This is a genomic window from Clostridium felsineum DSM 794 (assembly GCF_002006355.2).
Classification (GTDB): domain Bacteria; phylum Bacillota; class Clostridia; order Clostridiales; family Clostridiaceae; genus Clostridium_S; species Clostridium_S felsineum.
The window spans coordinates 1,242,332-1,255,386 of record NZ_CP096980.1; the positions used below are offsets into that span (position 1 = coordinate 1,242,332).

A 13,055-nucleotide genomic window follows, 5' to 3' on the forward strand; every position below is an offset into this window, starting at 1 on the left:
TAATATAGTCTGTTCTTATGTTTTAAATCATAATAAGCTTAGACTGCTTGGATCATTTTCTATTAATTCATTTAATAAGAACAATAAGTCGTGAACAGGAAAAGGATGAGACTCATGCCATAGAAAAATGCAATTAATAATGCCAGCTATAAAAAACTCTAAAATAAAATCAGAATATTTTTCAGAAAAAGAATTATTTTTTTTTATTTTATGTGAGAGATATTTTTTGAGCTTTTCTTTATAGAGTATAGCGAAATTTGGATCACCTCTAGGAGATAGAAGTAAACTGCATTGTTCTCCGTTTTTGTTAAATATATCAATAGCGTATTTTAGTATTTCTTCATTACTTAAAGTTTCTGTATTTAAACTTTCCATTAAATTATCAAAGGTTGTAAATAGATCATTTTCAATATGCTGAAGTATATCATATACATCCTTAAAGTACATATAAAAGGTACCACGATTATAACCAGCCTTATCTGTGATTTCCTTTATTGTGATTTTATTTATATCTTTTTTTTCATATATTGATAGAAACGAATTAACCAAATTAGTTATGGTCTGCTCTCTCTTTTTTTTATAAATTCCCATAAAACTTTGTTACTCCTTAATATGAAATTTGAACATATTCTGTAAATGTGTTTATTGAAATAGTAAATGTTCTAATATAACATAAAATTATACAACATATTGTTAAAACTTTGAAGTATATAAAGTTTATAAGACATATAAGGTAAAGGAATGATGAAAATGGGAAGAGCATTATTTATAAGCATAGCAGGACATGGACATATTAACCCTACTATAGGAATTGTAAGGGAATTAATGAATAGAGGAGAAAAGGTTACTTATATTGCAGGTGAAGAATTTAGAAATAAAGTAGAGGAAATTGGAGCTGAATTTATAGGACATAAAAATTTTAATATGGCAAATAGAGTTGGAGGGTCCTTAAGTTTAATTAGTGATAAAGTCTCTTTAGACACTATAATGAAATCGGATTTTAGCAACATGATTTTAGATGTTATTGAAACCTTTAAAGAGATAATTGAAGCCGTATTTAATTCAAAAGATAGGTTTGATTATATTGTCTATGATTCCACATTTATATTTGGAGTAGAAATAGGAAGAGTATTAAATATACCAGCAATTTCTTCAACCACAACCTTTGGTATAAATGAAACAATATTAAAGAAGGTAGTAGAAAAGCTATCACTTGGCGGGCTTATGGGTGTTTTAAATAATCCTAGTATTTTAGATTTTGCTAGATATTTAGAAGAAAGTTTTCATATGAAATTTCCTAAAACTTTGGGTGAGGTTGTTAGACAAGGTACTATTAATTTTGTTTATACTTCAAGGTATTTTCAACCATACAATGAAAGTTTTGATGAAAGCTATAAATTCATAGGACCATCTATAATTGATAGAAAAGAAGCTATTGAATTTAATATAAATAACCCTGAAAATAAAAAAGTAATTTATATATCTTTAGGAACTATATTCAATAACTCACTTGAGTTTTATGAAAATTGTTTTAAAGCCTTTGGTGATATGAATGTACAAGTTATCATGTCAGTAGGTAAGAAGGTTGATATAAAAACATTTAAGGATATACCTTCAAATTTTGAAGTGTTCAATTATGTACCACAGCTTGAAGTGCTTAAGAATACAGATATATTCATTACTCATGGAGGCATGAATAGCACAAATGAAGGGTTGTATTATGATATTCCACTAATTCTCATACCACAATTTGCTGATCAGCCTATAGTTGCAAAAAGAGTTGCAGAGCTAGGCGCAGGAGTTGTTATTGAAAAAAGTGAGGTAACACCTGAAAAATTAAAACAAGCTGTAGAAAATATTCTTTCTAATGATAGCTTTAAGACGGGCAGTAAAAAGCTTGGAAAATCATTAAGAGATGCAGGTGGATATAAAAGAGGTACTGATGAAATTTTAAATTTAAAAAAAGAAGGAATTCTCCTATAGATTAGAAACAGGTGTCAATTGACATCTGTTTTTTAGTCTTATATTAAATACAATTGATATAGAAGCAAATTTTATTATATTACCATAAAATTAAGAAATTTCACTTAAGGTAAATTATCTTGTTTAGCTAAAAGTATCTTATTCATCTTCCTTAGTTACATGAATTGTACCATATGGATGTTGAGGAGGAGCATAAATAGAATACAATTTAAGCGGTGTATTACCTGTATTTATTAGATTATGCCATGTATTAGCTGGAATAATGAATGCAAAACCATCATAGACCCTTCTTTGAAAATCCAATAAATTTTTTCTAGCACCCATTTTAACAAGACCTTGACCTTTTTCGATTCGTATGAATTGATCGAGATTTGGGTGATTTTCTAAACCTATTTCTCCTCCAACAGGAATACTCATTAAGGTAAGTTGTAAATGATCGCCAGTCCATAGAACAGTACGGAAATTATTATTTCGCTTTGCAGCAGTATCAATGTTAACTACAAATGGTTCAGGACCGTAATCTTTCAGTTGGATTTCTGAAAAGTTTGAATTATTCATTGGCATATTGCGATAATAAGGGCAATGATACGTGTTATAGGAATCATATGTGATGTCTGAATTATAATATTGTTTGTTCATATAATAAGGACAAGGATATGTTTGGTAGCTAGTATACATATAGATCATTCCTTTTTATTTATTTATAATAATATATTAGTTGAGTTTAAATAATGTTACTTTATTAAGAGGAGTTATAGAAATATCTAATTTGAATTTATTTGCAAATATTGTTAAAGATCAAGGACATATTCATAAAGTTACATGAAGTTTATAGAATTATAAGAAACTCGTTATAATTTGTTAATAATAAAATAGTATCATAGTAAGAGTAATTTTAAACAGGGGTTAAAGCATATAAGGTACAAAAGATAAAGCAAATTATGAGGTGAATTTTTATTGGACATTAATAATGCAGAAAAAAGAACGTTAAAGGATAGGGTATTTGATAATTTTAAAGAAATGGTAAGCCGAGAGAATATTTTTGAGGGCTTAAAAAATGCAGCATTCTATTTATGGAAAAGTAAGCTCATGTATTATACAGTAATTATACTATTTGTTAAATCGCTTTTAGTTATAAGCAATATAAGCTACACAAATCCGACGTTTCAGGAAATGTTAACATCTTATACGAAGATTTCACATGCATATATATATATTTATTTTATAGTTCTAATTATATCTTTTGCATACTTATTTAAAAATAGAGGACATATGTGGTTTCTTATAGTAGCTAATTTACTATTGTCAATTTTATTTGTTATTGATGTATGGTATTATAGGGGATTTACGTCTCTTCCAACCTTGTATTCTTTAAATGAAACTGGAAATTTAGACAATCTTTCTAGTACTGTTTTTTCATTAATGCGTAAAACAGATATTATATTCATTATAGATTTATTTATATTAGTACCTTATGGTTTTATAAATAAGAAAATATATAAAAAACATTCTAGAAATATTGTATTGTTTTTAGTATTATTTATAATTTCATCAATATATACTATTTATGTTCCGTATAAGGTAAATACTTTGAATAAGTATGATGTAGAACAAACCTTTTTTGAAATGAAGTGGAAGCCAAGTATAACAATTTGTAATGCTTCACCAATAGGCTATCATTATTTAGATATATATAATTATATAAAAAATTCCAGAGGATTAAAACTTACAAGTGATGATAAAAAGGAAATTAAAGCCTGGTTTGATAATAAAAATAAAGAAAATTTACCAGACAATCAGTATAGCGGAATGTTTAAGGGAAAGAATCTTTTGGTTATACAAGTTGAATCTCTTGAGAATTTTGTTATAAATAAGAATGTAAATGGTCAAGAGATAACTCCAACTTTAAATAAATTATTAAAGAACAGCCTTTATTTTAGTAATTATAATGAAGAGGTAAATCAAGGTACAACTTCAGATGCTGAACTTATGACAAATACATCTATTTATCCAGTATCTACGGGAAGTACATTTTTCAGATACCCCAATAATAAGTATTATAATTCTTTGCCTAATATTTTGGGGAGACAGGGATACTACACTCAAGCTCTGCATGCAGATAAAGGTTCTTTTTGGAATTGGAAGCCAGCACTTAGTTCTATAGGTTTTCAAAATATTGTTGATTCTACGGGCTTTAAGGATGATGAAAATATTGGGCTTGGACTTAGTGATGGAAGCTTTTTAAACCAGGCTACTCCAATGGTTGAGAAGAGTAAAGGACCATGGTATAACTATGTAATAACAATGTCTGGACATGCACCTTTTGATTTGCCGGCTAAATATAGAGAACTTAAATTAAATAGTGAACTTGATTCATCCTATCTTGGAGGATATCTTCAAAGTGTACATTATGAGGATAAGCAAATAGGAATATTCCTTGATAATTTAAAGAAGAGTGGAGCACTTGATAATACAATGGTTGTAATATATGGAGACCACTGTGGAATTCACAAATATTATCAAAGTGATGTGGAAACAACAAAAGGTGCTGAAAGCTGGATGATTGATAATCATAAAGAGGTGCCGCTAATTATATATAACAGTTCACTTACTGGAAAGGAAATAAAGACAACAGGTGGGCAAGTAGATTTAATGCCAACAATTTTATACCTTCTGGGAATTGATAAGAAAGAATATATAAATACAGCAATGGGACGTAATTTATTGAATACAAATGAAAGTTATGCAGTATGGTCTAATGGAGAGTTTGTAGGAAATGCTAAAAGTAAAAGCGATAAGGATAAAGCTGTAAAAGGTTTAGATATAGCAAATAAAATTATTGAGAGTGACTATTTTAAAAGTAAGCCTAATTAGTATAAGATAAATAAGCTTCTTGAGTATGATTTAAATACTCAAGAAGCTTGTTTATCTAAGGATTAAATTCTTAAAACAGAAAGTGCTTCGGCTACTTTTCGTGCAAACTGAAGTGGTGGTTCGATAGATTGTAAATGAACGTATATTAATTTTGGCGTGTCAAATAACCAGTGATTATGAATTGCAGTTACATCGATTCTATTTCTTCTAAGTACAGTTATAAATCTATTTACCTCTTCTTGAAGTAGTGCGATCTCTCCTACATTTAAAGCTCTTCCTGAAGAATCTAAAGCTTGATAAGAAAATTCTGCTTTGGTTACAGTAGTTAAAGGTTTACCCATTATAGTAACCTTCAATGAATCTCTAGAAATTTCTGTAGAGCAGGAATTTGGTTTGGATTCTGTTACCTTAGCCCCAAGAATTCTAGCAAATTGAGAACACATATTGGTAGCAGCATTAACCTCTGTTCTTGCGTATGGACAAAAAAACTGATCACTTGGTGTGTACATTAATAAACCTCCATAAAACATAACTAATTATAAGGTATGTTTTTGCTAGTAAAAATGTTACGCAAATTATAAAATAAAAATTAAGACTTTATTAAGTATAAATTAACTTATATAAACTTATCTTTAGGAGGGAAAATTTAAAACGACAATATAAGAAGAGGTGAGAATATGGATATAAGTCAAATACTACAAACAATGCAAACTAGCAGTGCACAAAAAATTTCTGGTACAAATAATAATTCTAGTGGTGATAGTGCTCTTTTTAATATGATAATGAAAGAGGCACTAGAAAAGCAAAATGGTAGTACATCAACAAGTAGTACTAGCAGCACACAAAAAGCAGGCGCTAAAAATGATGTATCAGCGGCTAAGGAATTAGAGCTTATGTTGCAGCTTCAAGCACTACAAAGTATGTCATCATCATATTCTAGTATAGATAGTGCGGGAGATTCAAGTAGCTCTAATAATAGCTCCTTATCGTCAGGAAATAATTATGCATATCAGATACTAAGCAGTTTATCGAATCCAGATGGTAATAAAATGGATTCAAGTACGTCTAATGAAAACGCAAGTAATTTAAGTGGAATAAGTAGTTTGTTTTAAAACCAAATATATGAAAAACATTGATTTAAGATATTTTAAGTCAATGTTTTTTTATTGGTAAAAGTTTTCAAAACATTAACCAATCACATGAAAATAATACATAATTTTGATATTAACACAACAATTTGCATGTAATATTGTTGTCAAGGAGATAAGTTAGAGAGCTTGAAAATATCTTCTTAAATCATATATATCTAAGGGAGGAAATAAAAATGGAAAGAAGAAAAATGATGATAAAGGGAGCTGCATTACTCTTAATTACGAGTATCGGCGTATTTTCATGTTTCTATGGTAACAATAATATGAAGGCAATGGCCGCTGCAAATACTTCTAGTGATGTACCAGTGCCACCATCTAATGGAGGAAATACAGAAGTAACGGGAACAGCAGCATATACACAAACAGGAGGAGATGTAACTAAAACCAGTCAGCTTATAACTGCAGGGGATACAAACGAGGCAGCAGTAAAAGTAACAAACAGTGGTGTACTTAAACTCTATAATTCAACAATAAAAAAGACTGCAGGGGATACAACTTCGGAGGATAGCAGTAATTTTTATGGACTTAATGCTGGGATACTAGGAACTTCAGCAAGTCAGTTAACGCTTGACAATGATTATGTTGAAACAAATGCAGATGGAGCAAATGGCATATTTTCAACTGGAAGTGGTTCTATAATCAATATATCAAATTCTACAGTTAGTACCTCTAAAAATTCATCTAGAGGTTTAGATGCTACTCAAGGTGGAACTATAAATGCTAATAATGTAAAAATTGCAACAAAAGGAGCCCATTGTGCGGATCTTGCTACAGATCGTGGATGTGGAACTGTAATTGCTAAAAATGTTAAAGGTACAACAGAAGGAGAAGGTTCACCAGGAATATATTGTACAGGAAGTATTTCAGCAGAGGATTCTAATTTTACAGCATCAGGTTCAGAAGCTGCAGTTATTGAAGGAAAGAATTCTATAACTTTGACTAATACCAACATAACTGGTTCGGTAAATCGTGGAGTTATGTTATATCAAAGCTTTTCAGGAGATGCTGAAGTTGGAAAAAGTAAATTCACAATGACAGGTGGAAGTATAACAGCACTTAATGGACCACTATTTTATGCAACTAATACTAATACAGTAGTAAGCTTAAAGGGTGCAAAATTTACTAATCCATCAGGAATTCTCTTAGAGGCAGCTAGCGATAGATGGGGTACTACAGGTTCAAACGGTGCAACTGTAGTATTTAATGCTGATAGTGAAGCTTTAAATGGAAGTATAATAGCAAATAGTATAAGTTCAATTACAGCTGTATTAAGTAATAATACAACATATACAGGTGCTATAAACACAAGCAATGCATTAACTAATATTTCTTTAAGTCTTGATAAGACAAGCTACTGGAATGTGACTGGAACTTCATATGTAGGAGCTTTAACAGATTCAGATACTACTTTTTCTAATATAAAGGATAATGGAAATACTATATATTATAATTCATCAGCCAATACTGCACTTCAAGGAAAAACTTATACACTTCAAGGTGGTGGTAAGTTAGTGCCGGTAAGTACAGCAAATACAACAAAAGATAAATAGGAATGTTTAAATAGGGATTGCGAGTATAACTTACAGTCCCTATTTGTGTTATAGAATAATTTTGTGGGTAGTTAAATATACTTAAAATAAAAACTATTAAAAATTAAGGAGAGATTTATGATAGGAATATCTAAACTTCTATGTGCAAATGAAAGCTATGGAGATAAGTTAAGATATGTTAGTGAAGCCAAAAATCAAAGAAATGGTGCAACTACTAGTTTAGGCCCAGTGGTTGTTTTTAATTGTACTAAAACTTGTAATTTAAGCTGCAAGCATTGTTATGCAGGTGCAGATGAAAAAAAATATAAGGAAGAACTTTCAACAGAAGAGGCTTTGAATTTTATCTCTGATTTAAGTGATTTTAAGGTTCCGGTAATAATATTCTCAGGAGGGGAACCTTTAATTAGAAAGGATATATTTAAGCTTATAGAATTTGCTAAAAAAAACAACATCAGAAGCACACTTTCAACCAATGGAACTCTTATAGATGAAGTTATGGCAGAAAGAATAAAAAAAGCAGGAGTTAGTTATGTAGGTGTAAGTATTGATGGTATAGGAGAAAAAAACGATGATTTTAGGGGAAAAAGAGGGGCATATGAAAAAGCACTCCAGGGTATAAGAAATTGTAAAAAGATTGGTCAAAGGGTAGGACTTAGATTTACTATAAACAGATATAATTACAAAGAGTTAGAAAAAATATTTCAATTAGTAGAGGATGAAAAAATAGATAGGGTGTGTTTTTACCATCTTGTGTATTCTGGAAGAGGAAGTTCTATGATTGATAAGGATATATCTAAAGAAGAGGCAAGAGCAGCAATGGATTTAATAATTGATAAAACCTTTGAATTAGGAAAAAAAGTTGAAATACTTACAGTAGATAATCATGCAGATGCTGTTTATTTGTACTTGAAGATGAGAAGTAAGGATAAAGAAAAAGCTGATAATATATTAAAATTATTAAAAATAAATGGAGGAAATCGTTCAGGGATTGCTATAGCAGATATTGATTATAGAGGTAACGTTCATCCAGATCAGTTTACAGCTAGTCATACTCTCGGGAATATAAAAGAAAGAAAATTTAAAGACATATGGACAGATTATTCAAATAATATAATGAAAGGACTTAAGGATAGAAAAAGTTTATTAAAGGGTAGATGTAAAAATTGTAACTGGCTATCTATATGTAATGGTAATTTTAGAACAAGAGCAGAGGCAGTTACGGGAGATTTTTGGGCTTCAGACCCAGCCTGTTACTTAACTAATAGTGAAATAGGTATTTCTAACAATGAAGGATTGATTTGAGGTGAAATTATGATAGTATCATGGAATACAACTAATTCTTGTAATATGAATTGCAAACACTGTTATAGAGACTCAGGTGAAAAATTAGAGGGAGAACTTACTACAAAGGAAGGGAAAAAGCTCATAGATGAAATTGTAAAGGCTAATTTTAAAATGATGATTTTTTCTGGTGGAGAGCCACTTATTAGAAAAGATATTTATGAACTTATTAATTATGGAGTAAAATCGGGGCTTAGATGTGTTTTGGGAAGTAATGGTACACTTATAACTTCAAATGCCGCGGAGAAATTAAAAAAAGCTGGAATTAGCACTGTTGCAGTAAGCTTGGACAGCATTAAAGCTAAAAAGCATGATAATTTTAGGGGACTTAAAGGGGCATGGGAAAGTACAATTATAGGAATTGAAAATCTAAAAAAAGCTGGTATTAAGTTTCAAATAAATACTACAGTAATGAATTGGAACAAATATGAAATAACTAATATAACTGATTTTGCTATAGGAATAGGTGCTTCTTCACATCATGTATTTTTTATGGTGCCAACTGGTAGAGGAGAAAATATAGAAAGTGAAATTTTAAATAAGGTAGATTATGAAAATTCAATTAAAGAGGTAATGTTAAAAGGGCAGGAAGGCAGAATAGAAATAAAACCGACTTGTGCACCACAGTTTGTAAGAATAGCAGAAGAAAATGAAGTACAAACAAGATTTAAAAAGGGATGTCTTGCAGGAATAAGCTACTGTATTGTTAGCCCTATAGGAAATGTTCAGCCTTGTGCATATTTGAATATTTCAGTTGGTAATGTAAGAGAAAAAGCTTTCTATGAAATATGGGAAGAAAGTTTAGTTCTGAAAAAGCTTAGACATAAAGAATATGAGGGTAAGTGTAATGTTTGTGAGTATAAAAATAGTTGTGGAGGATGTAGAGCACGAGCAGCTTTTTATAATAATCAAAATATAATGGCTTCTGATGACTTTTGTCTTCATTATATATAACGCATTAAAATTCTTACATTGTGGATTGTAAAATATTCCTGTCAAAAGGATTCGACCTTAGAATCTTTTATAAGTCACAATGCAATAGAATTTATGCGTTATATTAGTAAGGAGAGGAAATTTAATGGATGAATTTGAAATTAAAATTTTAAATATGCTTCAAACTGAATTTCCACTAGAAAATAGACCGTTTTTTAAAATAGCAAAAAAACTTAATCTAAGTGAAACAACAGTAATAGAAAAAGTAAAAGAACTTAAGAAAAAAGGAATTATAAGAAGAATTAGTGGGACTTTTGATTCTGAAAAGCTTGGATATAGTTCTTTATTATGTGCATTAAGAGTTTCAAAGGAGAATTTAGAGGAAGTAGTAGAGGTTATAAACAAATTTTATGGAGTTACTCACAATTATCAGCGAGATTGTTATTATAATATATGGTTTACTGTTACAGCAGCATCAAAAGAGGAGATTGAAATGTTTTTAAAAAAGCTTAGAGTTAGTGGGAAGATCGAAAAAATGCTGGAACTTCCTAAAGAGAAAAAATTTAAAATTAATGCAGTTTTTGATGTGAGGAAGTGATAAAATGTGTACGGATTTAGAAATAATAAAAGTACTCCAACAGGATATTCCTTTAGAATGTAAACCATATGAAAAGATGGCAATAAAGCTTGGTATATCTGAAAAACAACTAATTGAAAAAATAAAGGAATTTAAGCAAAAAGGAATACTTCGTAGATATGGAGCTGTATTAAAGCATACCAGTGTAGGTTTTAAGGTAAATGTTCTTGTAGCATGGGAGGTTACAGAAGAAAAAATAGAAGATGCAGCTAAAATAATGATAAAATTTAAAGAAGTTAGTCATTGCTATAAGAGAATGACATATGATGATTGGAAATATAACATGTATACAATGATTCATGGTGAGAGTAAAGATAAGTGTAGAAATATAATAAGTGATATTGCTAAATTAACAGGCGTAAAAAATTTTCTGCCAATGTATACATTAAAGGAGTTAAAAAAGAAAAGTATTATAATACGTTAAAATACTTTTCTTTTTAGCCAGTACAGCGATTTTATTTTCTATAAATAGTGGAGCGCCCGTACATACCTTTACACAAAGTCCACATACAGTACATTTAGTTTTGTCTATTTAAACCTTTGCACATTCATAAAATCGCCCAGTTTTTGGTGGCATGAATATTTCCTCCTCAATAATAAGTTTAATGTTAGGCCTATTATATCATTAATTTTAAAATATATAATAAATTTAAGAAGACCTAAAACAGCTACTTATATACTATGTAAAAGTATTCATAGGCATCTGTATAATTTAGTTAAAAGTGCAAAAAGTTATAAAAGGGTAATGGAGATACTATAATATATATGATAGGACTAATTTACTAGGAGGAATTCCAATGGAGATAAAAAATGCTTTGGAAAAGGCAGCTAAAAATGCCATAGTAAACAAAGTAGTTGATTATCTTGACAAGAATCCAGAACAAAATGTAACTAAAATATTTTCGGCGGTTAAAAAATTTAATAAGAAGGATAAAATAGCACTTGAGCAAATTAAGATTGTGGAGGATCTTTATAACAATGACAAAAGTAAGCATCAGTATATACAAGACATCCTGCAAAATACGGACAATAAATGCCTAAAGAAATTTTTTACTAACTTTTTTGCAAATGCAGTTTGGTATGCAGGACCTAAAAAAGATAAATACTTAAAAAAGGAAGATACTAAAATCCCTTTTGTTATGCTTATTAGTCCATCTATGAGATGTTCTCTTCATTGTAAAGGTTGTTATGCGTCAAGCTACAGCAAAAAAGATGATATTCCTAAAGAAGAAGTTGATAGAATAATAAGGGAAGCTAGGGATCTTGGAATATATTATATTATTGTTTTAGGGGGAGAGCCATTCTTTAACGATTATCTTCTTGATTTATATGAGAAATATAATGATGTTATGTTTACACCGTTTACTAGTGGTCTTTTAATTACTGAAGAAATAGCAGATAGAATAAAAAAATGTGGTAATGTAATACCAATGTTATCAATAGAGGGTTTCGAAAAAGATACAGATTCTCGTAGAGGTACAGGAACTTACAAAAAGGTTTTAAAGGCAATGGATATGCTCCATGAAAGGGGAATATTATTTGGAGTATCTTCAGCAGTTACCAAAACTAATATTAATACAGTACTTAGTGATGAATTCACAGATATGCTCATAGAAAAGGGGTCAAAGATGAGTTGGTATTTCCTCTTCATGCCAGTAAATGGTGATCCAGTAGATTTTGATATGATGCTCACAGCGGAGCAAAGAGCTTATTTAGGAGAAAGATCTAGAGAAATAAGAGACAAAAAACCGTATTTTACAATAGATTTTTTTAATGATGCACCCTATGTTGGAGGATGTATTGCAGGAAAAAACTATTTTCATGTAAATTCAAAAGAGGATGTTGAACCATGCATTTTTTCCCACTTTTCAACAGTAAATTTAAAGGGAAAACATTTGATTGATGCGTTTAGAGATCCATTTTTTAAGAAATTGAGGTCTATACAACCGTATAACAAAAATATGCTTAGACCTTGCATGATGATAGATAATACCAATGTTATAATTGATGTATGCAAGGAAGTTGGAGCTAAACCAGATGATGCAGGAGCTGAAAAAATGCTTAATGACAAAGAGTTTCATGACAAATTAACAAAATCAGCAGAGGAATTTAAGCCTTATGCAGATAAAGCCTGGAAAGAGGTATTTAATGAAAAAGGTAATGATGATTTTGCAAAGGGATAGAGATTAAATTTAAAAATAAGGTTAATATATTAAATAAAAAGGATGCCACAAAAAATATGGCATCTTTTAGGCTATTTATTATTAGAATTTTTTATAGTTGAAGTCCATTGATTATTTTCAGCAGATTTTTTACTCTTACCTTGTTTTGATTTATCAAAACCTTCTTCAGGTAATGAAGACCATTGATTGTTAGTTGCAGATTTTTTTTCTTTTGACATTTTAAAATCCTCCTTTAAGTGTTTAAATATTTCATGCATTATTCTTCTTCAAATTAAAAAAATTAATTCATTTAACCAATAAATTGTTGTGGATAAATATTTTTTGTATATGTATAATAAATATATAGAGAGTAATATTTTAGAGTAGGGGTTAGTTTAAATATTAGTTAATTTCATGATTTTTC

At 29.8% G+C, this 13,055-nt stretch carries 14 protein-coding genes; 9 read left to right on the plus strand and 5 right to left on the minus strand.

Annotation, left to right across the window (positions count from 1 at the left end):
* Positions 1-27: 27 nt before the first annotated feature.
* On the minus strand, positions 28-591 hold the full coding sequence (locus CLFE_RS05775; protein ID WP_077893510.1) for a TetR/AcrR family transcriptional regulator: 564 nt from the start codon (positions 589-591) through the stop codon (positions 28-30).
* Between the two features lie 159 nt (positions 592-750).
* Here CLFE_RS05775 and CLFE_RS05780 point away from each other — a divergent pair, with 159 nt between their 5' ends.
* Entirely contained in the window at positions 751-1,983 is a 1,233-nt protein-coding gene (locus CLFE_RS05780; RefSeq protein ID WP_077893509.1) for a macrolide family glycosyltransferase, read from the plus strand.
* A 138-nt stretch (positions 1,984-2,121) separates the two neighbouring features.
* On the opposite strand, the gene CLFE_RS05785 is transcribed toward CLFE_RS05780, so the two are convergent.
* Positions 2,122-2,661: a cupin domain-containing protein gene (locus CLFE_RS05785; RefSeq protein ID WP_077893508.1), complete on the minus strand. Its 540-nt coding sequence runs from the start codon at positions 2,659-2,661 to the stop codon at positions 2,122-2,124.
* A 279-nt stretch (positions 2,662-2,940) separates the two neighbouring features.
* Here CLFE_RS05785 and CLFE_RS05790 point away from each other — a divergent pair, with 279 nt between their 5' ends.
* Positions 2,941-4,857, plus strand: a complete 1,917-nt coding sequence (locus tag CLFE_RS05790) for an LTA synthase family protein (protein WP_242951619.1) — start codon at positions 2,941-2,943, stop codon at positions 4,855-4,857.
* Between the two features lie 62 nt (positions 4,858-4,919).
* Here the strand turns inward: CLFE_RS05790 and CLFE_RS05795 are convergent, their stop codons facing one another.
* Positions 4,920-5,366, minus strand: a complete 447-nt coding sequence (locus tag CLFE_RS05795; RefSeq protein ID WP_077893507.1) for a DUF1259 domain-containing protein — start codon at positions 5,364-5,366, stop codon at positions 4,920-4,922.
* Positions 5,367-5,534: 168 nt separating this feature from the next.
* On the opposite strand from CLFE_RS05795, the gene CLFE_RS05800 reads away from it, so the two are divergent.
* From CLFE_RS05800 to ahbB, 6 genes are all read left to right on the plus strand, one after another.
* Positions 5,535-5,969 carry a hypothetical protein gene (locus CLFE_RS05800; protein ID WP_077893506.1) on the plus strand — a complete coding sequence of 145 codons (435 nt, stop codon included), beginning with the start codon at positions 5,535-5,537 and terminating at the stop codon, positions 5,967-5,969.
* Between the two features lie 212 nt (positions 5,970-6,181).
* Positions 6,182-7,558, plus strand: coding sequence for an autotransporter outer membrane beta-barrel domain-containing protein (locus tag CLFE_RS05805; RefSeq protein WP_077893505.1), 1,377 nt, complete (start codon positions 6,182-6,184; stop codon positions 7,556-7,558).
* A 117-nt stretch (positions 7,559-7,675) separates the two neighbouring features.
* The gene (nirJ1, locus tag CLFE_RS05810) at positions 7,676-8,860 is read left to right on the plus strand and encodes a putative heme d1 biosynthesis radical SAM protein NirJ1 (RefSeq protein ID WP_077893504.1); all 1,185 of its coding nucleotides are present in this window, start codon (positions 7,676-7,678) and stop codon (positions 8,858-8,860) included.
* Between the two features lie 9 nt (positions 8,861-8,869).
* On the plus strand, positions 8,870-9,853 hold the full coding sequence (gene nirJ2 / locus CLFE_RS05815) for a putative heme d1 biosynthesis radical SAM protein NirJ2 (protein WP_077893503.1): 984 nt from the start codon (positions 8,870-8,872) through the stop codon (positions 9,851-9,853).
* 124 nt (positions 9,854-9,977) lie between these two features.
* Positions 9,978-10,430: a siroheme decarboxylase subunit alpha gene (gene ahbA / locus CLFE_RS05820; protein ID WP_077893502.1), complete on the plus strand. Its 453-nt coding sequence runs from the start codon at positions 9,978-9,980 to the stop codon at positions 10,428-10,430.
* A gap of 4 nt (positions 10,431-10,434) precedes the next feature.
* Positions 10,435-10,893 (plus strand): siroheme decarboxylase subunit beta, encoded by a 459-nt coding sequence (gene ahbB / locus CLFE_RS05825; RefSeq protein ID WP_077893501.1) that lies wholly within the window; start codon positions 10,435-10,437, stop codon positions 10,891-10,893.
* Here the strand turns inward: ahbB and CLFE_RS24450 are convergent.
* Positions 10,864-11,001 (minus strand): hypothetical protein, encoded by a 138-nt coding sequence (locus CLFE_RS24450; protein ID WP_432706067.1) that lies wholly within the window; start codon positions 10,999-11,001, stop codon positions 10,864-10,866. The genes ahbB and CLFE_RS24450 overlap by 30 nt on opposite strands.
* Before the next feature lie 265 nt (positions 11,002-11,266).
* On the opposite strand from CLFE_RS24450, the gene CLFE_RS05830 reads away from it, so the two are divergent.
* Positions 11,267-12,652: a radical SAM/SPASM domain-containing protein gene (locus CLFE_RS05830; RefSeq protein ID WP_077893500.1), complete on the plus strand. Its 1,386-nt coding sequence runs from the start codon at positions 11,267-11,269 to the stop codon at positions 12,650-12,652.
* 71 nt (positions 12,653-12,723) lie between these two features.
* On the opposite strand, the gene CLFE_RS05835 is transcribed toward CLFE_RS05830, so the two are convergent.
* Positions 12,724-12,870 (minus strand): hypothetical protein, encoded by a 147-nt coding sequence (locus tag CLFE_RS05835; RefSeq protein WP_139355772.1) that lies wholly within the window; start codon positions 12,868-12,870, stop codon positions 12,724-12,726.
* Positions 12,871-13,055 lie beyond the last annotated feature (185 nt).